The 23,646-nt window shown below is 49.3% G+C and carries 16 protein-coding genes; 3 read left to right on the top strand and 13 right to left on the bottom strand.

Annotated features, from left to right (window positions below; genetic code table 11):
• Nucleotides 1–10: 10 nt before the first annotated feature.
• The 3 genes from OGX89_RS11685 (at nucleotide 11) to OGX89_RS11695 (ending at nucleotide 8,974) form a co-directional block, all read left to right on the top strand.
• Nucleotides 11–6,007 (top strand): DEAD/DEAH box helicase, encoded by a 5,997-nt coding sequence (locus OGX89_RS11685; RefSeq protein WP_286560507.1) that lies wholly within the window; start codon nucleotides 11–13, stop codon nucleotides 6,005–6,007.
• 5 nt (nucleotides 6,008–6,012) lie between these two features.
• Nucleotides 6,013–7,167 (top strand): RecB family exonuclease, encoded by a 1,155-nt coding sequence (locus OGX89_RS11690; RefSeq protein ID WP_286560509.1) that lies wholly within the window; start codon nucleotides 6,013–6,015, stop codon nucleotides 7,165–7,167.
• Nucleotides 7,168–8,035: 868 nt separating this feature from the next.
• On the top strand, nucleotides 8,036–8,974 hold the full coding sequence (locus tag OGX89_RS11695; protein ID WP_286560511.1) for an ArdC family protein: 939 nt from the start codon (nucleotides 8,036–8,038) through the stop codon (nucleotides 8,972–8,974).
• Nucleotides 8,975–9,277: 303 nt separating this feature from the next.
• On the opposite strand, the gene OGX89_RS11700 is transcribed toward OGX89_RS11695, so the two are convergent.
• The 13 genes from OGX89_RS11700 to OGX89_RS11760 form a co-directional block, all read right to left on the bottom strand.
• Nucleotides 9,278–11,206, bottom strand: coding sequence for a hypothetical protein (locus OGX89_RS11700; RefSeq protein ID WP_286560513.1), 1,929 nt, complete (start codon nucleotides 11,204–11,206; stop codon nucleotides 9,278–9,280).
• A 2-nt stretch (nucleotides 11,207–11,208) separates the two neighbouring features.
• A complete protein-coding gene (locus OGX89_RS11705) occupies nucleotides 11,209–11,850 on the bottom strand; it encodes a hypothetical protein (protein WP_286560515.1) in 642 nt (213 codons plus the stop codon).
• Nucleotides 11,843–13,627: a VPA1262 family N-terminal domain-containing protein gene (locus tag OGX89_RS11710; RefSeq protein ID WP_286560517.1), complete on the bottom strand. Its 1,785-nt coding sequence runs from the start codon at nucleotides 13,625–13,627 to the stop codon at nucleotides 11,843–11,845. The genes OGX89_RS11705 and OGX89_RS11710 overlap by 8 nt, the downstream gene beginning before the upstream one ends.
• Nucleotides 13,628–13,952: 325 nt before the next feature.
• Nucleotides 13,953–15,191, bottom strand: a complete 1,239-nt coding sequence (locus tag OGX89_RS11715; RefSeq protein WP_286560519.1) for an IS110 family RNA-guided transposase — start codon at nucleotides 15,189–15,191, stop codon at nucleotides 13,953–13,955.
• A 299-nt stretch (nucleotides 15,192–15,490) separates the two neighbouring features.
• Complete coding sequence (locus OGX89_RS11720) at nucleotides 15,491–15,778, bottom strand: hypothetical protein (protein ID WP_286560520.1); 288 nt, start codon at nucleotides 15,776–15,778, stop codon at nucleotides 15,491–15,493.
• Nucleotides 15,779–15,885: 107 nt separating this feature from the next.
• Nucleotides 15,886–16,632: a MobC family replication-relaxation protein gene (gene mobC, locus OGX89_RS11725; RefSeq protein WP_286560568.1), complete on the bottom strand. Its 747-nt coding sequence runs from the start codon at nucleotides 16,630–16,632 to the stop codon at nucleotides 15,886–15,888.
• A gap of 11 nt (nucleotides 16,633–16,643) precedes the next feature.
• Entirely contained in the window at nucleotides 16,644–18,518 is a 1,875-nt protein-coding gene (locus OGX89_RS11730; protein ID WP_286560521.1) for a type IV secretory system conjugative DNA transfer family protein, read from the bottom strand.
• 698 nt (nucleotides 18,519–19,216) lie between these two features.
• Nucleotides 19,217–19,519 carry a TrbM/KikA/MpfK family conjugal transfer protein gene (locus OGX89_RS11735; protein ID WP_100280148.1) on the bottom strand — a complete coding sequence of 101 codons (303 nt, stop codon included), beginning with the start codon at nucleotides 19,517–19,519 and terminating at the stop codon, nucleotides 19,217–19,219.
• Between the two features lie 60 nt (nucleotides 19,520–19,579).
• Nucleotides 19,580–20,599 carry a P-type DNA transfer ATPase VirB11 gene (gene virB11, locus OGX89_RS11740; RefSeq protein WP_045418681.1) on the bottom strand — a complete coding sequence of 340 codons (1,020 nt, stop codon included), beginning with the start codon at nucleotides 20,597–20,599 and terminating at the stop codon, nucleotides 19,580–19,582.
• A complete protein-coding gene (gene virB10 / locus OGX89_RS11745) occupies nucleotides 20,589–21,905 on the bottom strand; it encodes a VirB10/TraB/TrbI family type IV secretion system protein (RefSeq protein ID WP_100280147.1) in 1,317 nt (438 codons plus the stop codon). The genes virB11 and virB10 overlap by 11 nt, the downstream gene beginning before the upstream one ends.
• Complete coding sequence (gene virB9 / locus OGX89_RS11750) at nucleotides 21,902–22,792, bottom strand: P-type conjugative transfer protein VirB9 (RefSeq protein WP_395032128.1); 891 nt, start codon at nucleotides 22,790–22,792, stop codon at nucleotides 21,902–21,904. The genes virB10 and virB9 overlap by 4 nt, the downstream gene beginning before the upstream one ends.
• A complete protein-coding gene (locus OGX89_RS11755) occupies nucleotides 22,789–23,472 on the bottom strand; it encodes a VirB8 family type IV secretion system protein (RefSeq protein WP_045418688.1) in 684 nt (227 codons plus the stop codon). Before OGX89_RS11755 ends, virB9 begins: the two co-directional genes overlap by 4 nt.
• On the bottom strand, nucleotides 23,465–23,605 hold the full coding sequence (locus OGX89_RS11760; protein ID WP_032936799.1) for a hypothetical protein: 141 nt from the start codon (nucleotides 23,603–23,605) through the stop codon (nucleotides 23,465–23,467). Before OGX89_RS11760 ends, OGX89_RS11755 begins: the two co-directional genes overlap by 8 nt.
• Between the last annotated feature and the right edge of the window lie 41 nt (nucleotides 23,606–23,646).

Genomic DNA, 23,646 nt, shown 5'->3' on the forward strand with positions numbered 1-23,646 from the left:
AGGGCATTTTATGAATAACCCACTGGAATCATTTGAATCAATAAGGGATTTTTACATCACCTATCTTGAAACTGCTTTTCGTATAGGTTCGCCCGATATTCAGGCATACCGACGTAGCTTACTGGAACAGCAAGGTACATTATGTGCAGATCTTTTTCTGGAACCAATGCCAAGATATCAGGATTATGGTTTAACCATCAGTGATTTACGTAATGTGGCTGAAGGTGAGGAATGGCTGCCAGGGTTTACCGAGCAACAAAGGGACGCATTTATCGATCTTTGTCTGGGAGGGCTTTTGCCTCGCGATAAAGCCGACTCCACCAAAGGACGTTTTAAACTTTATACCCACCAGCTAGACATGCTGAAAAGAGGTGTACAGCCCGCAATGCCGGGTATCGTTACATCAGGAACAGGGTCAGGTAAAACAGAATCTTTTCTGCTGCCAGTTCTGGCTCAAATTGTGAAAGAAGCGAGTGGTTGGCCGAAAAGTCCCTCGCTTAAATGCTGGCAGCCGTGGTGGCATAGTGGAGTAAATACTCAGCCTACGTTTATGCGTGAGGCAGAAGCATCAGCACGGCCAAAAGCTGTGCGAGCGCTAATTTTGTATCCAATGAACGCACTGGTTGAAGATCAAATGGTGCGTATGCGTCGGGCGCTTGATTCCCGAGAAGCACATGAAGCTATGGATTTACACTTGGGTGGCAACCGTATCTTTTTTGGTCGTTATACTGGCGCAACGAAAGTCACTGGCTGGTTAAACCATCCCCGACCGGGGAGTGAGGAAAAAGAGAAAATAGAGAAAAAACGGGTCGCTGGTAAAATCACTGAATTGCGCGAATATCTTCAATCCGTTGAAGACACTCATCGGGAAGCTGTGCGACAGGGGATTCGGGATCATGATGATAACCTGCAATTCAATTTCCCTGGTGTATCAGGCGGAGAAATGCTTAGCCGCTGGGAAATGCAAAAATCACCTCCGGATATACTGATTACTAACACCAGTATGCTTTCCACGATGTTGGTACGAGAGATTGACGATCCTATTTTTGACCAAACCCGAGAATGGATTGAACACGATCCTGATGCCTATTTTTATCTTGTCCTTGACGAACTGCATCTTCAGCGCGGTACAGCAGGGACCGAAGTCAGTTATTTGCTCAAACATCTCATAAACCGTCTGGGGCTAGATCAGGAACAGCACCGACATAAGCTCCGTATTCTGGCATCCAGTGCCTCACTGCCCGTTGATGGCCCTGAAGGTAAGAAAAGCGTTGAGTACTTATGGGGGATGTTCGGTCAGCGAGGACTGCCTGTGAGTGCAGCAGCCAAAGACTGGGCAGATTGCGTAGTGAATGGTGCCATGGTTTCTCCAGCACAGGATAATACGTTGCATTTCCACGGAGACCTCAACGACTTCTGCAATACGGTAAAACAGCTACAGGGATCCTCACTGCCATCTTTGCAACACTGGTCAAACGTTGCCCGAAGTATGGGGGGCTATCATGACGAGCAGTGTATGGAAAAACTGGCTCAATGGGTTGTTGTGCAGGCCGCCTGTATGCTTGAAAAAGGTTGCTATACATGTGAAAAGTCTCTGCGTGCTACATCAATAAATGCTCTGGCAGCGCGTATATTTCCCTCCCATTCCGAAGGACGTGAGGGGATTCGTGCATTAATATGGTTACGTGCTGCTACAGATAGCTGGCCTGAGTGGTTTTCACATCCCTTTCCCGACGATATTCCATTGCCACGTTTTCGCGCCCATGCGTTTTTACGGGCGCTGGAAGGATTATATGCAGCACCGCTACCTTCCCCCTCAAGTGCATCAACAGAAGAAAGAGATCAGCACTTTTTTGCCGATCTGACGGTTGAGTCTGGCCTGCGTTATGGCGAGCGTCACTATGACAACAAAAAATCACGACGCGTAGAATTACTCTACTGTGAGTGTTGCGCCACACTATTTTTTGGCGGCAAACCCTCTTCTTTCTCGGCAACGGATAGCCGCGTAGAGCTTTTACCCAACGATCCCGATATTGATCAACTACCTGAACATGCTAAATCGGTTATGGTTGAACGACGTTCCGCCGAAGAATATGCGTTGTTTATGCCGACCGTCGATCGATTCTGGCCTAGAGGAGAAGGAACTCCAGCCGATGAGGACTCTTTTGGGAAGTGGATTAAGGCTGGTTACGATCCGTTTACTGCGGCGATTCAACACACGTTATCGCCTATAAGGTCGATTGAACAAACACATATTGCAGGCTGGTTCTATTATGTCCCATCGGGTGATTTTTCCTCTAGGAAAAGAGGCCAGTCGTCCAGCCAGTCACCGGGGAGTGCGCTGCCTTTCCAGTGTCCGGCATGTGGTACATCATATAAATATGGTAAAGGTAAACTATCACCTATTCGCAGTTTTCGAGTCGGCTTTGCGAAAACCACGCAGCTCCTAGCCAGTACGTTGATGGCTGAATTACAACGCTCTGGCGATCGGGAACGGCTGGTCACATTTTCTGACAGTCGGCAGGATGCTGCCAATGCGGCGCTCGATTTGGAGTCAGGTCACCATGATGATGTTCGCCGTGAGATTGTTGTGCGCTCGCTGAAGGAACTGTCAGCGAGTCAGTGCTCCCATAAAGAAGTGACCATACAGTTAGAACAACTTAATAAACGCAGAAAAGAACTAATCAGCAAAGAGATTAAAGAGGGGCGGCTCTCTGCAGATGAAGACAAAGAATTAGGACAGCTTTTTGGCGAAAAACAGCGGCTGAGTGACTTTTTGCTACTGCCACAGGCAGACAGCGTATCGCTGAGCAGCATACTGGAGCCTGAAGCACCAATCGCAGGTAACGTCCTTAATCCTCTGTTGGCAACATTAGTTGACGCGGGTATTCATCCTACCGATCGAACGGGGATATCTCCTGTTCCTGAGCCCTCAAAACAAAAACATGATGAAGAAACTATCACTTTTGCATGGCAGCAATTATTTGAAAAAAACAAACAGACCAAATGGTGTTGGAAGAAACATCCTTCCTATGAGGATAATCTGGACGTTGCCCGGAAGGAAATCTCCCGCGACTTAAAACAACTGGTCGGGGAAAGCGTGTTCAGTAAAACCTATTTTGCGCTGGAAGAAGCAGGATGGGGTTATCCCTGCCTTCCTCTGGCTAACAGCTGCACGCGGGAACAGTTGGCTGTCTATGACGCTATGCTTCGCGTATTGGCGGATGCCTATCGAGTCGCACCGTCCCAGTACACAACAACAGAAACGCGCTGGCATGTTGCAGAGGATGTGAAGCCTAAAAATCGGTTGCGCCGTTTTAGCGATGAGCTTTGTAACCACTCCAGAGCCAAGACATTATCGCTGATTGGGGACTTTCTGGTGCACCTCAAACGCTCTGGTCATCAGGGCGGCATTATTGACATTGGAAAAGTGCACTTTCGTTTAGTAGAGGCTACCGCTCCTTTCTGGCGCTGTAGTCACTGTGGCCGCGTGCATTTGCACAAGGGGGCAAAACTTTGCACCCGCTGTTATGCGCCACTACCTGAAACATCTTCTGGTAACGCGGGGGAATTACAAACCCAAAACTATCTCGGTAAACGTATATCGTATGCTTCCCGTATCAGTAGAATGCGTTCTGAAGAACTCACGGGCATGACGGGGAATCCGGCAGCGAGATTACGCCGTTTTAAAAGTATCCTCATTGCTGATGATGACGACATATTGCCAAAAGGGCTGGAGGACTTCGAACCTCATCCTGAGTTGGATAGAGCCGCCAGAGAGGTGGATGTACTCTCTGTTACCACCACGATGGAAGTGGGGGTTGATATTGGCGATCTACGCGCAGTTTTTCAGGCCAACATGCCGCCGCAACGTTTTAATTACCAGCAACGCGTAGGGCGAGCGGGACGACGTGGACAGGCTTTTGCATTTGTATTAACGGCATGTCGCAGCAAGAGCCATGATTTATTTTACTTCCGTAACCCGGAAAAGATCACCGGCGATCTCCCTCCGCCACCTTTCTTAACTACTAAACTGGAAATGATCTGCCAGCGCTTAGTGCGCAAAATCTGGCTGGTGGCCGCTTTTAAGTGGCTCAGAGAGCAAGTAGTGGATTCGGGGCAGTCGTGGCCTGTTGATGGTGACAGACATAAACCCGACAATCACGGAGAGTTTTTTCAGGTTCATTGGCTAAAAGAAAATCAGGCAAACTGGTTGCCGCGCATTCGTAACGCGCTGAAAGAAACCATCAACGCGCGTGATGAGTTTGCTCAAGCGTGTATGCAACAGGATGAAATATTCTACCGTACAATAATCCACCCTCTGATGCCGGAATGTCTAATACAAGATATTAAATCAGTACTGGACGACGACGCTATGGCAGGAAAGGGACTGGCGGAAGCGTTGGCCGAACAGGGAAAATTCCCTATGTACGGTATGCCAACCCGAACACGACTTCTGCTGACAAGGCCGGTGAGTACGGACGAACATGATGTACAGTTCGCCAGCATGGATCGCGATCTGGATATTGCGATTCAGGAATTTGCACCGGGAAAATATCTGGTACAGGACAAGCGCCGTTACTTTACCGCAGGCTATGCCGGAATGCTGAAGCAAAGCTACAAAAACCCGGCCGAATTTTTCACTGAAGCTGACGAACCGGGAGAGTGCAGGGCGATGACCGTTTGCCCGGTGTGCAAAGTTTGGGTACTGGTGGGCTCGATGACCGCTGTATGCAGCGCCTGCGGTGGGATCATGGATGGTGCTGAGCAATATTCGTGTTACGTACCCAACGGATTTATTACCACTCTTGAAGATAAATCTGCAAAAGAAGACTTTGACCAAACCCTGACGGTGGCCAGCAGAGTATCTATTGCTGAAGCTTACTCAATTGAGAATGCAGTATCTGTACCTGACTCTAATGTTGCCATCCAGCTAAAATCCCAAACCTGCCTTAACAGGTTAAATCGTGGTGTTTATGCGGACAAAACATGGAGTGGTTTCAATGCGATACAAGGCAATCTACGGGTTCCATTCAGAAAGGCGGGAGTATATCAGCCGCTATGGGCAAACCACGTATGGGTAGACAGTAACCTTCTTGAGGCTGATTTATCACTTAAAAACCGCTTTACCCCTATGCAGGAAAGCCGAAAATCGTTTTATCTCTCGGCACCTAAAGTAACCGATTTACTGGCGTTGATGTTGGTGGATACTCCGGCGGACCTCCAGTTACAGTACTTGCAAGGCGCACTGACTCCTGCATTTCGGGCGGCCGCGCTATCTGCTTCTTTTATCATCGTCAACTATGCTTCGAAAGAGCTACTTGATACTGATCCGGAAGAAATTGAAATTCTGGAGCCTCGCGTACAAATTTTAAAAAACGGTATTTCTGCACCGATATTACAAATGGCCGATCGTCTGGTTAATGGTTCTGGATTATGCGAGCGACTACAGCAGATCGGGAGCTCTGGCTCTCCGATTGTTCTTGAAGTGATGAATGAGATTATCAATGACGAAGGATCCTATCCACTGAAAGAGTTTTTAGAACCACAGCATCGCGACGTATGTTTTCAGGCATGTTATTACTGCCTGCATCGATACGGTAATCAGGCTTATCATGGCTTGCTCGACTGGCGTCTGGGACTGGATGTCATTCAATTGCTTTTGGATAAAACCTATGATGCCGGACTACGTGGAGATTTTTCATCCCCCGGCATCATTGACTGGACGGTTAATGCCAAACGACTGGCCGAAGAAGCATCGTCTTTATTTAAGGGGAGTGAAGTAAAAATTGTGGGAAATATCCCGCTGATAGGTATTAGCCCACAACGCTGGGCGGCAGTACTGCATCCTTTCTGGAGTTATGACGGGGTTTTTAAAGCTAATCCTGAACTTGAGGTGCTCTCGCTTGAGGAAGATATCGTATTTACAAACACCTTTGAGCTTTCTCGCCGTATGGGGACTGTGATGGCAAAACTGTGCACACCACCTCGTTCGAGCGAAAAATGAATATAATGACGTTGGAGCGTACCCGCCCGGCGCTCCCCTCAAAGCTGGGCGTATTTATTACCTGCCCAATGAGGTACTTGCTGGAAAGCGAGCAGCATTCTTTCCGGTGTTTGCCTTTGCCTCCTCAGGCTGCTCTGGGGAGTGCCGTGCACAGATTGGCTAACACGTTGCAAAAAAGTGGTGAGAATAGTCCTGAATCAATCATACAGAGGCTTGAAAACGACTTTCTGGCGACCTTGATAAAGACTCAGCAAGGAGCACTGGCGCTATGGGTCTGGGAACGCTATGGCATTGCTGGATTAGTATCGCGTCAGGCGTTGATCAAATACATTCGTTACGCCAAATCTCTTGTTACTCCGGTTGATGAACGGGTTGGACATTTGCCAGATATGATAAAAATGCGGGAAAGTGTTATTCCGGTAGGTCGGGAAAAACTGCTGAAAAGTACTTGTTTCGATATGCAGGGACGTGCTGATCTCATTTACAGAAAAGAAGCCGGGCAGATACGGGTTGTTGACTTTAAAACCGGCGAAGTGAGAGACGAAAAAAATCAGCCGAAAGAAGAATATTTGTTACAAATAGCGGCATATGGCATGATGGTGAAAGAGCTAGCTCCTGAAATCAATATTGAACTGGAACTAGCCGGAGTAGGGGGTAGCTGGACCGGTGTATTGGATAACAGCCTGCAAGAATGCGTCAATCGTGTTCTTGTCTCATTTAATGAAATATTACCTCGTAATACTTCTTTTTCTGCGCTTAATATAGCTCGGCCGGGTAAACATTGTATTCAGTGTGCTGGCCGTTGCTCGTGCCCGATTTACTCAAAAAATTCATGCCATTTCAGGCAACAATCCTGCCCTGACGATCGTCATTTTAGCATCGATATTCATGGGCGATTACTGGATGTTGAGATGGATAATAACTTTACAACTCTACGACTCCTACTTCCTGATGGTTATATGGCAAAAGTATTCCATATTCCGACTCGATTTATTCCTGAGTCTAATGAGATGATAGGTTGCGACGTTACTCTGTATGGATTGAATGTCTTTGGCGCTAGTTCGGAGAACAATATCCCACGAAATTTTTATGTTGTGGATACTCAGGAACCCAGAAGATCGGCATTTCAGTTTTTCCTGCAATGGAAGAAAAACCACTAAATATTGTCTCGAAAAATAATAGAGGAAAGCAGGGAGGTTTATTAAGAATGCTTAACAGACAGCATAATTATATACTCAATGGATGGATTTTTTATTTTCTGCGATCCACTTTCCAGTAATTTTCTTGCCGCTCATCATCAATCGCTGTTTCTTTGCCCCGAGCCTGCAAAATCAGGCGTCGGGATTGGCCTCCTGACTAACTCCATCGACGACATAAGGCGTTAGCGCTTTTTTGTGTCGTGCGCGCACGGCTAAAGTCCATTCCCTTCAACTCCGCTACGAATTTCACCGTCCTGACCTAGTATGGCGCTCTTCGCCGAAACTCTGATAAAACCGACGATCCGGCGCGGGGAATTGAGGATAATACCCGTTGAGACTCCAAGTAGGATGCGACGGTTACGGCGCTGTGGCCTGTTTCAAGAAATCTCTCACCCTGAATCCGTGTGATGGTAGATAGACTGTACGCGGTGCTCAATAAGGAGAAAGCACAGACTTGGTGGTGATTGATGCCGGAACGAGACAATTTAAGAACAAACCGCCCCCCGGTTAGCAGGATCATCTCGCCCGGCAGAAAAGCATGCTAACACCTACATGAAGTTCTTGTCAGTGCCGGTCCCAGACTCAAAACCACCAATCTACTTTTCACCACTGTGGAGTAAGGGGTCTACGCCCGGCTATGCCGGGGCAGTTTTTTCTCCTGTGCGCTTTTCGTTCCTGTATCGGCTTCCGGTTAATCGTTTCCCAACACAACCCGTCCCGCAAGGATAAATGGCACGCATGCTGCGTCCTTGCGTGCCGGAACGATGTCGGGAAAGCGAACCGTCAGGCGATACGAAGACGAAAATCACACCACTGACGGAGAAAAAACATGACTATTTCCCTGCATACCCAGACTAGCGCCCCTAACACCGCAGCAGCAACCAGCGTATCCCCGCTGGAGCAGTCAGGCTCCTCAAAAACGAAATTTTCCAAAACCGATATTTATCAGACTGTCACTGACAACATCATTTCTGCACTTGAAGCAGGAGTTAAGCCGTGGTCATGCCCGTGGCAGCGCGTACCTGGTATGTCAGGATTACCTTCAAATTACGCGACAGGTACTGCTTACAGTGGGATGAATATCATGTTGTTGTGGGGCAGTGCGTCAGAGCAAGGATTCAACGATTCACGCTGGATGACCTATAAACAGGCGCAAGCGGAAGGCGGGCAAGTGCGCAAAGGGGAGCACGGCACGACAGCCATTTTCTATGCAACCTTAGAGAAGGAAAGCGAAGACGGCGAAATTGTCCAGATACCAATGCTGAAAACCTTCACCGTGTTTAACGTTCAGCAAATTGATGGTCTTCCGCTGACAACTGAAACCATCAGCCCGGATGCAACCTTTGACCCGTTGCCGGAGGCTGAAAATCTTATCCGAAAAAGCGGCGCAAACATCATTGAGAAAGGACAAAACGCCTTTTTCCAACCCTCAACTGATGAAGTATGGCTACCAGAGCGCCATCTGTTTTCTGATGCAGCTAATTTCTATGCTACCGGCCTGCATGAGCTGGTTCACTGGAGCGGTGGTAAAAAACGCCTTAACCGTGAAATGAAAGGGAAATTCGGCAGTGCAGATTATGCGGAGGAGGAATTAGTGGCGGAGCTGGGAAGTGCTTTTCTGATGGCGGATTTGGGGATTGTCGGAGAGGTGCAGCATGAAAGCTATATTGCCTCATGGCTCCAGGCGCTAAAAAACGACAAGCGTTATGTTTTCAAAGCGGTCAGCGCCGCCTCAAAAGCGCATAGTTATTTAATGGATAAAGCCTGAGGGCAGGGGCAAGAAGCCGCAAAGGAATGTGACTTTAACCTTACATAGCGAGGGAGGAGTAGCAGTGGTGTTAGGGTGTATAATTCCAATGCGAATTTTACTGGCATACAGTGCCAGGAAAATTCGCAGACTGCGGAGCGGGCGGCAAAGAGCCCGCTCATTCCTTTTAGATACATTAGAGCAGACTTGATCTGGCAGTCTTCTCTGTTAGAACACGATTTCACCTGATAGTCGGCAACGAGCGAAAAGGAGTCTTTCGGATGCAGTCAGAAAACCGGGGGGGGGGCGATACACCCGATATTATTATCTGATCCTAGCTAACTCTTTAATCAAGTTAACGTGATAAGGATATATCTTGAATTTCATCTCAGGTCCGCTCTGGTATCTTGCTGCACTAGAAGCGAGAGAGACTAAGTCAATTTCGGCCTGGTTGGCCAAGTCCTTCAAGTCTTGTTTCGGAATATTGTTTTGCTCAAGCAAAGAAAGTAGTTTTATGAGTGAACAGGGATTGCTGGAGACATGGGCCAATGTTTCCCGTGATGTTGGATAGGCAGTCTGATTTAGGTATATGCTGTAATGATCTTTATTCGCGTTCTTTGCTTCGATTGTCCACCATAGTCGGCGAATAACTAGGTTTTGTTGCATTATTGGCCAAAAGTCGTCACCATAGAAGTCGATGCTCAGCATTTCAGTTGTAGCTTCCCACAAGGCTTGAAATAACTTGGCAGATTGCTCAAGCATTTTGGGATTGGGAGTTTCCTGTGCGTTAGCAGTACAGTCCAAAATACCCAAGCCCACATCAACCAATGTACACATCAGTCTTGATGCATCCGAAGGTTGCCATTCTTTGGATATTTTATAAATGGGACGGAATTCGAGAATTTCTCTCAGTGCAACGCTAGAGTTCCACATATCCAGCCAGCGACTGGTGAAGTCATCGCTTAATGCGACTGAATACCCGAGCACTCGGCAAGCATAGTTGTTGGGCTGAGTAACGTGATATTCACTAACATGGCTTCGAAGCAACTTTCCTTTCAAAGAATCCCACTCAGTAGGCGTTAAATCCCATTCTTCAATGAAGGTGCTGACATCGGGTACAGGAAATTTTTCTGGGTACCTCGAATGCAAAAGCGCTAGCATGGATTGGTAAACCCATGGCTCCCAAGAAAGATTTAATTGTTCGGAAACCGTTGGGGAATAGGGACAAGAGAGCTTTTCGGCTAATGCCCATAATATGTCTTGGCTGCTCAGAGTTCGTTCTTGATTTGCATTGTTATCGGGGAATTTAAGGTGCTGGCGAGTGAGCCATGCCCCCCAACGTTTGAACAGCCCCTCGAAATCGGGCCTTTTGGATACAGTCTCTACGAAAGAGGCGAGCAGAGATTCGTTGTGCTGCTCTAATTGCTGCTCTAATATTGAGGAAGGATATACACGCTTATCCGAAATATGAATGAGTTTCATACTTCCGTACCTGAGTAAGCAAGGAAGCAATAGGCTACCATTCCACGAACCATCACTTTGGAAACAAAATGAAGACCTAAGAGTGAGTAGCTCCCACAGGTCGTAGTTACTGTAAAACTCAGGGCTGTCGAGTATTCGATTTATCAAGAATAGGTTTTGTGTGGAGTCCATCCGTTTAAACAATTTATTGGAATCGAGTTTTGCTAGTAATTTAATCCAAGGCCAACTAGATTCGTCAGTTCGTCTTTCCCTAGTGTATCCATGCCAAATTTCATCAAGGGTGATGGGGTCTGATGGATCATTCCCGTATTCATCAAGCAGTTTCTTTTCAGCATCGACGAAGTGTTGTTCCGCTAAATTTAAGAGTGCTTCTTTGAAAAGATCATTTTCCTGGGCTACAACCAGCGCCACTTCTGTCCACAATTGTTCGAACCACCATGAGTTTCGGACGAGGGCCCTGAAGGTGGTGTACCGGTTTTCAGTTTCTGAAGAAGCCCAAACAGTTACAATTCCGATCGCTAAACATGCCTGAATTCTCGGATCATCCGACGCATCAAAGTTCTCGTTGAAACCAATCAGATAGTTGGAAAATCTCTTAAGAGCATCCTTGGCATCATCCTGGATACAGAAGTATTCTGTAATAGACTTTACCAATACATCGGGAAGTTCAACGCGGCCTTGTGCAAAATCTTCAATCACCGATTCGGCGATTAGGTATGATTCGTAGCGCTCAGAATTATAAGAGGTAGGCAATTGCCATTCTTTTTTCATAACTATTTCTTTCCGTTTATGTTGGCTATATTCCAAGCTGTATCAAAAAATTGGACTGCCTTATGGGTATCAGCAGGCCAGCCTCTGCTCGCAGCATTTACATCTCGATGGAAGCCACCTACAGTAGCTCCAAAATGCCATAGCTCGTCATCAATAATTGCAAAGCGATCGTGAATATAATCGAAGTTTTTGAGGAAAAATGAGAGCTCTACCTTTAAAGGAGTGTCAACCCTAGCGCGCGCACCTGTTACAATTTCTTCTAATACCTTAAATTCTTTCTCGATTTCGGCTTGGTCATCATGATGACCAGTTAAAATTCTTATAGTTTGAATTTGCTCTGTATAAAACCAACCCACAACCTTCTTTATTCTTTGAGTATGGATAGGATTCTTACCATCTTCAGAAAATAGATGCTTATCAATTATCCACACCCGTTGTGCGGTACTAATTGCTTTTTTAAATTCCTCGACTAACCGCACATTCTGAGTATTATGACGTAACTTTATGGAACCAAAACATGGAAAATGATAGTGAGCCCCATCTAGATAGGGCTCCTCACTAGGTATGAGTAATTTAGGAGTAAATTTTGTTTCTACAACCAGTGGTTCCATATTGACACCGGTTTGTAAAGGAAGTTTAGCCATTATTCATATCCTGCGCTCCTTGAGTTGTCTGCACTTCGGCTCCATCCTCCGATCGTTGCGTCTCTTGAACTTTTTGCAAGTCCTCTATCTCATGTTTCCCGTTCACACATAGCTTTTTAGGGTTCTCTTGCGGGACTTTAAAGTCCTCGAAGGGACGGGCGTTATCGTAGAGGTGCATAAGGTGACTGAGGATTTTCTCACCGTGAGGTATGCGCATGGTCAACGTTGGTCGTATACCGATAGAGTTCAGCGAACTACCGAGCATCCATACACGACCATCAATCGCTATGAAACGATCATGAAATAAGCTATTTTCTGTATTGGCGACTTTGATTTCAATGCTATTTTTTCGTATGGTCTGGAACTTAGTCAGATTATGCAACAATGCTTGGTGCGTGTACTTTGTCAACTCTCTATCCTCACTATCGACTTCAGTACCAACCTCTTTGATTGGTTTAAAAGCACTGCCTGAGGTTAAAATTTGTATCTTGATCTCATCTCGCTCAATAGCATATAGATATTGGATAATTTGGTTTGCGCCGAAGTAGGGATCCGCAATGAAGATACTTGAGCGAGCATGCTTAAGCTTTTCCCTGATGTGCTCAAGCGCTTCTTTGCGCTGGTCCGCCATAAACCATGTCTGATCATATAATTCGGCACTGTAATTAAGGAGTCGCTCGTTTTTCGCGTCTAGCAAACGCTGGAAGGCATTTGTTGTATTAGGTGCTTTACCCAATGTTTGTGAAGACGCTAATGTTTTATCTTCAGTAACGTATTCATTGATTGGACTTTTCTTTTTATCTGTCTCAGGAGCAGTAACCTTGACACGTCGCTCTACAACCTCAATATTCATATTCATTTGTCGAAGGAACTGTCGCATGGGCGTTTGCAGTAAGACCCCGCGTTCAGTATGTGTGAGTATGAGACCAGCTCCATGAACAGAGGACGGCCTTTCAATCACAACCAAGCCATCCTTTGGAATTGGAACGGTATCGAAGGTGGTGAGCATTCCTTCCTGTCCTTCCATCGAGGTCAAGCTTAAACCTTGGAATTTACGGCCTGGGTGGGACTTCACTTGGAAGTACAAAGATTCGGAGCCGTCCTCTTTAGGGAAAACGAACTGTCGAATGGAATGAACGTCGCAATCAGGGACTGCAAGTGTCATCCCCCCAATATATTCAGGGTACTCCCTAAAATCGACATGCATGTGGTGTTCCAAGAATTGGAATGCTTCCTGACACTGCTTGCTTTGTCCTGCTATATCAAGGAAGCTCGGCCATTCCTGACTGTCTGAAATTCGACGTGAATATCTGATAATACCAAGATTACGGAAAGGGAGTGAAGAACGCTCGGATTTTAGGGCGATGTCTTCGCTTTCCATAGGTATCCCCAACACAGGCCAACTTGGAAAGTCACTAAATCTGCCAGCTGATAGGGGTTCACCGTCAGCATTTTCCCGGAAACCATGAAGGGGAACAGGTGTACGAAGTTCTTCCGATGTACTTCGATACCACTTAAGGGCTTCTTCTGCGGTCATGACTATACGGTCGACCGCAATAGAACCTTCTTTGTTAAATCGTTTCATGTAAGGCTTGATAGGCCTTGAAGGAGCTTGCCTCCCTGAAGCCAACAACCAGACCGATGCGAACAGCAAACGCAGAGGAGACCACTCAGATGTAGAGCTTTTGGGTGGTACAAACACAGCGACATGCACGACCGCATGTTTGAAGCCGTCAGTCATTTTACTAAAGGGGATACTGCTTTCAGTATTTTCCATATATAGCTCACTATCGCCCGAAGGCGCTGAGTTAAAAATGTTTCGGTGACCATAGCGAATAAGCTCATTTATCCTGTCGCATCTCATTGATTTATATATTTAAATGAGAGAGGCTGTAGAAATTCATTGAGGAACTTCGTCACTTCGTCACCCCGCGACGATTATAGAAGCATTCAGAGGTTTCGGAAATGGGAGGGAGGACACGTAGTCGTCGATCAAAGGCAGGTGCTGACTGAATTGAAAGAGCAGTAATAGATTGCCATTCTTGGTCGAAGCATGTCTTGGAGAGCGTCTGCTTCACGCCCTGAGACATTCGACAAGCTTTTTATGCCTTCAGTAAGGGCGATTTTCGCGCTTCAAGAGCCAGCAAATATTTTGCTTCGTCGTACCGGGTTCTGGTCTTCCAGCAGCGGTAAATGATCCTTATCCACTTGAATGCCAGAGCCCGAATTGCAGACTGGTGAGATTTTCCTTTTACTCGCAACCCCTGATAATACAGCCGGGCCCAGTATGATGAGTTAACCGTTTTGGCAGCCCATTCGACAAAGGTCTGTCTGATGAACCTGGCACACTGCCATCGCCAGTGGACCCAGGATTTCTGGCCACTTCGTTCTGTCACCGGTGCAATACCTGCATAGTTTTGAATTTCTTCAGCGCTGTTAAACCGGTCACGGTTATCACCAGGTGCAGCAAGCATCCGTGGGCCCATGCACGGCCCCATACCCGGAAGTGATTTGAACAACCCTGCATCAGGCAATGTGTCAAACAGTGTTTCGATTCGTTCGTCATAGGTTTTGATGATTTCACTCACGACTTTAATTTGTGTCGCCAGTGCTGTTGCCATCAGGGCATTAGCCTCTATAACACTCTGATCTGTAGTCAATGGGATAGCGTTATCAATACTCGCAACGCGCTGCCCGGTAAGGACCATTGCGCGGCCACCTTTGGCATTCAGAAAGTTGCGGACCGTGTCGCGCCTGGCACGCTTCAGTTGCTGCAGACTGGGCCACCGTATAATCAGTTCACACAACAGCAAGCTGCCCCGGAGTGAGAACCACTCCAGCGGCTGAGGATAATACTGCTTAAGCGTGTTGATGAGCCTGTTCACAAAGCGGCGTTTGTCTTCGACCAGCAGTCGACGCTGCTCAACTAACTGCTGAAGTAACCGAATATCCGCATTGTCGGGTTCTATGGCTTTTATCTTTTGGGGATAACGTAGCATTAGCTCTAAAGCTAACTCAGCATCCTGTGGATCATCCTTCGCACCACTTGGCCATAAGGTTTGCCGATAACGGGACAGCGATAGCACGTGCACGGGAAAGACAGTGACAAAAGGGTACTTCTGGAGAGCGTACACCACAGGGCCTTTCTTCAACTCAAGGGCGATGGCGATCCTGCCTTTCACCTTTTGGTGCAACCCGATGAGCCAGATATCAAGCGCTTCCGGCGTGTGTTCAATTATATGGAATGTGCGCTCACCGTTTTTACACTGAACGCAGACATCGTGCTTTTTATCCGCCCAGTCCAGACCAACATGAGCAGCAAACTGATCTATCGCGGTCATAACCAACTCCTTTTTATCGGGGATTGGTATGCATTCCACGTTCTTCGAAAGAAATATAGTCAGCAGTTTATCTGCATGCCCTGAGTATTCGTTAGCGAACGTGGAGCACCTACTGGCTCGAAAGAAAAGCAGCAATCATCAAGTCACATGATTCTGGCACAATATTCGTAACCAGTAAGCGCATACCCTGAATCACTAAGAAGTGTAACTCTCAGGGTACGAATGACTATATTTGGCACAAAGCTGCCTGTCAGATTAGGTTTGGCCCTATGTCGTAGTTGTGCTAGGTCAAAGGTGAGCTAATATAAATTATCAGTATCTTTCTGAAGCGTCTGAAGGCGTTGTTCCAGGCTATTCAGTCTTTCTTCGAGGTCATGGCTCTGCTGCTCAATATCTTCCATCGTTTCTGACAGAACATCACGCAGCAGCACAAAATTTGCATGTAGGGCATACACAAAATCGTGGCCGCGAACCAGTAATGCTTCGCGCGGTATGTCCTGCAAAGCGGAATGCGTCATCCATGTCACCAGCGCTTTTGCGCTCATTTCAGTCAGTACGTCCGAAAGTCGGCCAGTTTCTCTGTTCATTTTGGTGTCCTGTCTGTTCTGATGTTGGATGAGTATTTCGAGGGGTATTATTTCAGGTCGTTGCGCTGCTGGTTGGGTGGGTTGGGACTGTAAGTGATAGAGAAGAACTATATGCCGTGGTTTAAATCGAGCCGTTGCAGCTCGTCGAGCGTGTAGATGCGAAAGACATTCCGGTGGCGGGTTTCCAGCGGGATGTGCTGATGGTTAACGATCACGTTCCTGATGCTTTCAAACAGCCGTTCAAGACCGCGCTTTTTCTGCGGGTCCGGCACGATATAAAAAACGTAAATCCAGTCTTTACTGGTTCGGGCAAGCAAATGACTGGCGATGATCGACTGATAACGGGCTTTGGTTTTAAGACGGCGCTCGGTCTCAATGGCGATCACGGTGCCGCCCGGCAGGGTAATCAGTCCGTCCGGGCGATGGCTGGTCTGATAACGACTGAAGAAGTTTGTGCGATCGCCGTTTATCCATCCGGATGCGCCTTTTTGCTCAAGGATGATCCGGGCAACCTGATTATCAAGGTGGTGCTCCAGCGTCCAGCCGGTGATTTTTGAAGGCTCAAACCGCGCCGGGAAAAGCACATCGTCGGGGGTCAATACAACGGCCAGTCCGTCAATGGTAATGCCCCACAATGAAATCTTCATCGTGCGCGATACCAGGACATGCTTGTGTATTAACCCCATTCCCTCGACTTTTGAAAGAAGGGAATACAGCGATTTATGATCCCTGAAGCCGAACAGCAGCATCAGCGTTTTAAAGTCACTGTACGTCTCTTCTTTCAGGAAATTCAGCAGTCGTTGTATTTTTTTGCGGTGTCGCGCCTGGCGTTCGCTGTATGCGGTGATCAGCATCATTCCCCCCTTTAAAAATCCAGCATTGACGGGTTTTCTTCTTTGTCGGTATTCGGCATTGTCGTGTCTTTTTCTCCCGTCTCATCAAAAAAAAGATCGGGCCGCGTTGTGGTGATATCCGGCGTTGATGCGGGTCCGGGGGAAGTCTCCTCCTCGCTAAAATTCAGGATGATGTTTACCGTTGCGGCGGTGGCGGCAATCGCGGGCGACACAGCGCAGATCTCCAGTTCGCGTTTTTTCACCCTGATGGGCGAAATCAGCGAAGCAGCCGGGAGTGTTTTTGTCGTGAAGATGAAGCTGACAAAATCGGGTAGGTTCAGGATCATATTGCTGTCGGTAAAGAAACGCTCTGCCTGCCTGATGGTGCGTTCACTGTCGATAGTCTCTGTCAGCACGGCATCGGTTTTCGCTTTGCGGACCTCATCATCGACTAAGATGGTGCCGGACATCCTGGCCACCCATTCAGCAGTGTCCGGATCCATGACACGATAAACCAGTTTGAATTTGGCGTTCTCAACGACCGCGCCGACAACGGCGTCACCTTTCAAATCTGCCGGGCAGTCTTTTAAATCGGCAATCGACTGATGGTCCATAATAATATGCACGCCTTTATCCCGCGCCGCGCCTAAACCCTCCAGCGCGGGCCTGGATAAATGGTATTTCAGTTCGGAAAGATAAATAGCAATGGGGCGGGGCACGTCTTTCACTCGCTCGCGCCTTTCTGCCAGCTGGTACAGGCGAACCAGTAGCATGCGCTGCGCGGTAATGATTTTGCTGTTGCGCATTGAGCCAATCACATAACAACAACCGCCTTCTTCAAATATCCTATTAAGCGAAAATCCGGTGGGCGCATTGATGGCATTGAGTAAGGCCAGCTCCTCAATTTTCCCGAAGAAGGCTTTTACCTTATCGGCAATACCCTGAACGTAGTCTCCGTTATAAACATCCCGAATGGTTGAGGCAGTATTACGGGTGACAAACTGCGCGGCTATCCGGGCCGCTTTCCGGTCGTCAATGCGATAAAAGTCCGACTCCTGACCTTTCTCTGCCAGACTGAAGCCGGCAACAAAAAGCTCTTCCAGTTCATCTGCATTAATCTCTTCAATCAGGTTTAACTGGTATGCCTGTTTCCTTAGATCAATTAAGGCAAAGGGTTTGCCTGCATCCTCGCAGGCTTTGCGGTAAAGGTGGGGGGCCCATTCATCATCCTTGGGGTCCATAACAAAAACGCCTTCGCCGGCCAGAATGCTTTGATATAGTAATATGCCGGTGGCCACCCCTTTACCGGCGCCGGTGGTGCCGATAATATCTGCGTGTTGTTTTTGCCAGTCTTTTAAGGGCAGGTACATCGGCTGAATATCTCGGTTCATGCCGATAAATAACCCGTTGTTCAGGTCTATATAATCCAGCGGATCATAATGCAGCGTTTCCGGCAGCAGTGATTTCACTGTGCGGACATCGGTGCGTAATTCCCGTTCAAGCGTGGTTTTTCTGACAAGGCGTTTCTTTATTTTGTCTAATTCAGGGGTTAATATCCTGCGCAGCATAATATGGAAAATAAAACCGGCAACAGTAAAGGAAATAAGCACCGGCCAGGTGAGCACGGGGACGCTGGCTATGACCCGGCCCCGATAAAGCCACTGGATAATCCAGATAAGTACCGGCCCCATGGTACCGCAAAGAAAACACAGCATGGAGAAAGCAATAATCAGCTTTTGCCATAATGGGGCTTTTTGCCGTTCATCGCTTTTCATCGACGCGAAAAACGGCATCGTCAGCCCCGATAACAGCGCCAGCATCAGTTGATGCTGTTGCATAAAAGCAATGAAGCTAAGCGCGCCATTCACTATCGGCGACAGTGAAACGGCCAGCTTATTCAAAATCACGTTGCCTCCTTCGTCAGCGGTTCGCCCCATGACATCGCCCCATCAGTTCGCCCCACGGTGTCGGGCGAAAAGGCGGGGCGAGCGTATGGGGTAAAGAGGGTGGCCGCTGTGCGGCCATATGCAGGAAAGCATGCTTCCCTGCACTAAACGGCGTGCGCCAGTACATGCGGGCTGGACGCCCTTATGATATGTCACATGGGGGTAATGTCGTGGCTGGACGCCGCGCCAAAACCCCCAACTTCAACGGCGGCACACCGTCGCCCGCTACGCGCGACCACCCCCTTTAAGACGGTCGCTTTCGCCTTTTTCTTCCCTTTGCTCGTTCCTCGCAGCGGGAATAAAAGGGAAGCTGACCTTTAAAGGGGGTGGTCGCGCCACGCTACCGGCTTCAGGCCGGAGACTTAGCCGCGACGGTGTGCGGGGCTATGCCCCCCAGATAAACCGCTGTCGTGGGCGACAGCTTTTCGCTCGCTGGGGCGGCGAAATTTATCCGGCTCCCCCCGGCCTGCAAAATCCGCGTGGGCGCGGCTGTTTGCAGGTGAGGCGCGGTGCCTGAATTATTTTCGCTCCTTAACCCGCGAAAATATTTCTGTCCGCTGCCTCATTTTTACGGCCCCTGTTTCTTCGCTCCTTAATCCGCGAAAAACAGAAGCCGTAAAAACCTGAAAACCGTCATGCTCTGTGCCGTCTCGCCAGTATTAATCACGAACGCGGCCATATTTACTGATGATTTGACCGATAGCCGCCGGGTCTGCCGAATCACATTCACTTAAAAATGATTGTCTGGCATTGGCCGTATGGTCAGGAAGAAAACCATGTTTATTCTTTTTTACGATATTAAAGAATACCCGTTCAGCGGATTGACATTCACTGCCACCGCCATTTCCGGTTGCTTTACCATACATACATAACACCACTTCGCAGGCATCAGCAGCCAGTACAGATGTTGAACATAACGCCATAACGCAGAGAAATAATACGGAGGATATTGCTTTTTTCATTTCAGTCACCGTTATGATTAATGAAAGATTACGTATTCTGGATAACGTTATTTGCCGGAGTTATTTTCTGAATGTCTCTTTCATGCTATTTAAATGAACTGGCTTAAAGTAAATATCACACATCCGGCGCACATCGCCGTGTATATCAATACTGATGATGACATCAATGCTTTTAAGTACCTTGCGTAACAGCACATCGAAAGGAATGTTCCGGCAGTCGGGGTTTTCATAGCAGCGGTCAATAATCCCTTCAATACATTCTTCCGGGCTGCCCGCATGCAGGGAGGTGATTAACCCCTCATGCCCGGAGCCGATAATTTTCAGCGCGTCCCACGCTTCCCGTCCACGAATTTCCGCCAGTAATATCCGGTCAGGGTTCATACGATAATTAGCACGGATCAGCCTGCCTGGCGTGACAATGGCGTTATCCCCGGCATCCGCCGGGTAAAAAAGATGAACATAATTGCCGTGGTGATAAAAACGGATTTCGGGATTATCCTCAATCGTTACCAGCCGGAGATGCAGCGGAATATAATGCAGTAGCGTTTTCATATAGGTGGTTTTACCTGTGCCGGTTTCACCCACAATAAAAATCGTTTTGCCGTATTCCACCGCCTTTTCCATAAAGCGGGGAATATCCCCGCTGTGATATAACCGGACCAGTGCATTATCCTGGCTTTCCGTTTTTTCCTGACCGGCCACGCGCTGATAAAATCCAGCATCAATCCATGACTGATGTGCTTTCTGCTCAAACGAGGGTTTGCGCAGCGTAATGGACACCGTATTACGTTCACAGGCCGGGGGAATAATCGCCTGAATACGTTCGCCGGACCCTAATGTTGCAGAAAGGATGGGTGATGTATCGTCAATATTATCGTCATGCCAGGACGCCAGCGCTCTGGCAAAGGCATGACACTGACGCAACGTGATGGGGGAGGCCTGTTTTTGCCATTTTCCCCGAATTTTTGTATGCAGCTCACCCGGTCGGTTAACAGCAATTTCTGTCAGGCCATCCTGAGCAAGAAAATCACCAAACAGCCGGCTTTTCATAAAATCCAGTGACAGGTTTTCAGCGCTCATACCATTTCTTTTTCAGCCTTAGTTTATAAACAGAGGAAAAATCAATATCCGTGCCGGTCATGATGCCGATCACATCGCCCTGGTTCAGGTACATCGTGGGCGGGATACTGATGCTGTTTTCCAGCGTCGTTTTCGCCATTTCCGCCGTGGCGGCGCGGGTGTTTTCGGTATAGTCGGTATTGCGGTCTTTACCCGGCGCGGCATCTGATGCCGCTGCCGCCACGTCCTGCACGGTACTCAGCATCAGGGCGTTGCCGAAACGCTCCCAGAAATGGCTGTCGATCCAGCCTGCGATCCCCGCCTCACCGAGCGGGCCGGTGGTCTGCGTATCGGTGAGCGGGATTTGCAGGCTGCCGGGCTCCGGCGTGCGCAGCTCCGTCCACAGCACAAACATCCGGCTGCGCCCGTGTTGCAGTGCCCCGGTACGGTAGACGCCACGGGCGACTGTTCCGGTCGGGATCAGCTTCACATGATTACTGGCGCTCCAGACATCCTCCCCAATCAGGCAGGATATATGGCCACCGACATCGGACACGAAGCGCCGCATCATCGAACACGGAATATAGCGGTCTACCGGGATATAGAGATCGGGATCAAGGCCCAGCCGTCTGACACCGGTGACACGGGCGACGCCCGGATAGTCGCTGTCAGGCTTATCCGACGCGGTTTCCGGTGCGGCGGGATCCGGGCAGCGCAGGCGGCCATCCGCCCCTCTGATCAGTACCGACTGACAGGATGTGTACGCCGTGGAGGCTGGCGGGCTGTCCGACGTTCCCGCGCTGTTGCGCGGTTCGCTACGGGACGTGTGGGCATTGCCGCCAGCCGTTGTACTGCCGCTGTTCTGCCCGCCTGCCAGCGCTGCCGCCTTGTTCAGGGCGGGCGGTTCCGCTGGCAGGGCTGGTCCAGTAGTGACGGTCTGACTGGCCGGGTCTGCGCTTTGCTGTTTGCGCTGCCCGAACAGGCCAAACGGGTTACTGTCCATACCCAGATTTTTACGCTCCTGCCGCACCGCGCCGATGGAGGGCGGCGGTGCTGTGTCAGTTTCCTTCTCATCGCCCCTTTTCAGGGCGCTGAGAAAACGATCGCCACCGGATGCCAGCGCGATGACCAGGACCAGACTCAGCAGGCTGACGATCAGCGTGCGGCGACCGGAAGCCTTACGGAAACGGGTCACTTCCGGCTGGCCGGGCGGCGTTTTCTGCTCCGGCTCCTGATATGCCATTGCCGCGCGGGCGCGTTCACGGGCTTCCGCTTCCCGTTCTGCGGTGGTTTTTTCCGGTTCATCCGGGAAATGTTTGTCGGTCATTTTTCCTCCAGCATAACGGAGGGTGAAACGGTGTCACTGTTGGTCAGCGGGATGCGCCCGAATCCGTCGTTTTCGATCCCCACCACCGAGCTCCCGTAGCGCAGAACCAGTTGCGGCGATGCCGGAACCGCCATAATGGTGTAGTTGCCCCGTTTAACCGTTCCGGGCGTGACTGCCTGCTCCTGGCCGTTCACCACCCGGAAAACGGAAGGCAGGGTTTTCGTGGGGGAAAAACCGATATATACAAAACGACCATCATCCCAGGTAAAGTCCGGGGCGATGGCGGCGGAACCGGCTGCCACCCGTTTTGTATAGCGCCAGTTGCGCGGCGTGGTGGCCTGCCAGAATGCCGCCGCTATCCGCTGCCGGTCCAGCGCTTCCTGCTGTTGTTGCTGGCGGGTGGCACTGGCGGCGGCTGACTTTTTCCGCAGTTCGTCGGGATAGCGGTAGCGGATAACAAAGGCCTGGGCGGGCGAGTCTTTATCCAGCACGTTCAGTTCCAGGCTGTAATCGCGCTTTGATGTCACCACGAACAGGTTGGTTTTCCAGTCTTTTGCCGTCGGCAGAAAGACCTGGCTGACGGTGTTGCCGCTGGCATCCGTGACCGGCTGGGCGATGGGATTCGGGCTGACACCCACCCGGTTATCGCTTTTCGTCACGGTCCAGCCTTTGGGAAAGCCCGCCTGCGCATCGATAACGGTTTCATTGTCATCAAACACCAGCATGGTGACGTAGCCGGGGCGGGTACTGACGACCGTGGCGTTCTGGCTGTTGTACGTGACGTTCTGCATCCGGCTGTCATACGCGCTGCCGCGTGGTGTCGCCGCGCTCCATGCCACGCATGACGCCAGTAAACCCGTGAAGAGCAGGGTATGTTTCAGCATCATTCCCCCCTCAGCTCTTTGTCGCGCTGGTAGCTGGTGACGATAAAGCCCAGCGGGTTTACTTCGCGCTGGCTGTCGGTCAGTTGCCGGTGCGGGACGTAGCGGTATGTGAGGCGGATATTCCATACATCCGTTTTCACGGAATTATCAGCAATACGGCGGATAGTGCGCTTGATACGCAGGGTTGCCAGATTATCCGGCCCGGTGGCAGGCGCATGCACATTGGATATAATGGCGATATCAACAACATATTCCGCCTTATTAAAAATCACGTCCGGTGCCTGGTCGCCGTTAAACCCGTCCAGATAGTCCCGGTTCACGCTGTCGCTGTTAAATAACTGCACGTCGTCATAATCACGCTGGAGGGAGAAATAATTATATCCCTCGCGGAGTCTGACATAGTGTGCTGCCAGTGAATGCGCCAGTGCCTTTTCAGACGAAATATCCCGCTCCTTCACGCGGGTCATATATTCATAGCGCCCGGTCTGTTTATCCACTGACCATAATTCAGTGTCGGTAGTTTTCAGCGGCAGCAGAATAATAATGGCCGCAACTGCCATTGCGGCCAGAATCAGTCCGGCAGCGGCCACCCGCCAGGCGGTTTTTCGGGAACGCTCTTCCTTTTCCAGCAGGATGGATTCAAAAGAGCGGGAGACATTAATAACGTTCTGAATATCAGACATGGTGAGTCAGCTCCTGAATGATGGCGGGGGAATTCACCGGCTCGGGTTCGCCGGATACCGGCGGAAGGTCGCCCTGATGCCGTGCGCAGCCGGTGAGCGCGCACAGCATCAGAAGGAAGATGCTGAATTTCATGGAAGCCCCTTATTGCAGGGATGCAGGAATGCCACACCGGT

Source organism: Citrobacter sp. Cpo103 (assembly GCF_030332605.1).
Lineage (GTDB): Bacteria > Pseudomonadota > Gammaproteobacteria > Enterobacterales > Enterobacteriaceae > Citrobacter > Citrobacter portucalensis.

What these genes read in the sequence shown, in the direction of transcription:
- OGX89_RS11685 (WP_286560507.1), top strand. Translation starts at nt 11, where the DNA reads ATGAATAACCCACTGGAATCATTTGAATCAATAAGGGATTTTTACATC.
- OGX89_RS11690 (WP_286560509.1), top strand. Translation starts at nt 6,013, where the DNA reads ATGACGTTGGAGCGTACCCGCCCGGCGCTCCCCTCAAAGCTGGGCGTA.
- OGX89_RS11695 (WP_286560511.1), top strand. Translation starts at nt 8,036, where the DNA reads ATGACTATTTCCCTGCATACCCAGACTAGCGCCCCTAACACCGCAGCA.
- OGX89_RS11700 (WP_286560513.1), bottom strand. Translation starts at nt 11,206, where the DNA reads ATGAAAAAAGAATGGCAATTGCCTACCTCTTATAATTCTGAGCGCTAC.
- OGX89_RS11705 (WP_286560515.1), bottom strand. Translation starts at nt 11,850, where the DNA reads ATGGCTAAACTTCCTTTACAAACCGGTGTCAATATGGAACCACTGGTT.
- OGX89_RS11710 (WP_286560517.1), bottom strand. Translation starts at nt 13,627, where the DNA reads ATGGAAAATACTGAAAGCAGTATCCCCTTTAGTAAAATGACTGACGGC.
- OGX89_RS11715 (WP_286560519.1), bottom strand. Translation starts at nt 15,191, where the DNA reads ATGACCGCGATAGATCAGTTTGCTGCTCATGTTGGTCTGGACTGGGCG.
- OGX89_RS11720 (WP_286560520.1), bottom strand. Translation starts at nt 15,778, where the DNA reads ATGAACAGAGAAACTGGCCGACTTTCGGACGTACTGACTGAAATGAGC.
- mobC (WP_286560568.1), bottom strand. Translation starts at nt 16,632, where the DNA reads ATGCTGATCACCGCATACAGCGAACGCCAGGCGCGACACCGCAAAAAA.
- OGX89_RS11735 (WP_100280148.1), bottom strand. Translation starts at nt 19,519, where the DNA reads ATGAAAAAAGCAATATCCTCCGTATTATTTCTCTGCGTTATGGCGTTA.
- virB11 (WP_045418681.1), bottom strand. Translation starts at nt 20,599, where the DNA reads ATGAGCGCTGAAAACCTGTCACTGGATTTTATGAAAAGCCGGCTGTTT.
- virB10 (WP_100280147.1), bottom strand. Translation starts at nt 21,905, where the DNA reads ATGACCGACAAACATTTCCCGGATGAACCGGAAAAAACCACCGCAGAA.
- virB9 (WP_395032128.1), bottom strand. Translation starts at nt 22,792, where the DNA reads ATGATGCTGAAACATACCCTGCTCTTCACGGGTTTACTGGCGTCATGC.
- OGX89_RS11755 (WP_045418688.1), bottom strand. Translation starts at nt 23,472, where the DNA reads ATGTCTGATATTCAGAACGTTATTAATGTCTCCCGCTCTTTTGAATCC.
- OGX89_RS11760 (WP_032936799.1), bottom strand. Translation starts at nt 23,605, where the DNA reads ATGAAATTCAGCATCTTCCTTCTGATGCTGTGCGCGCTCACCGGCTGC.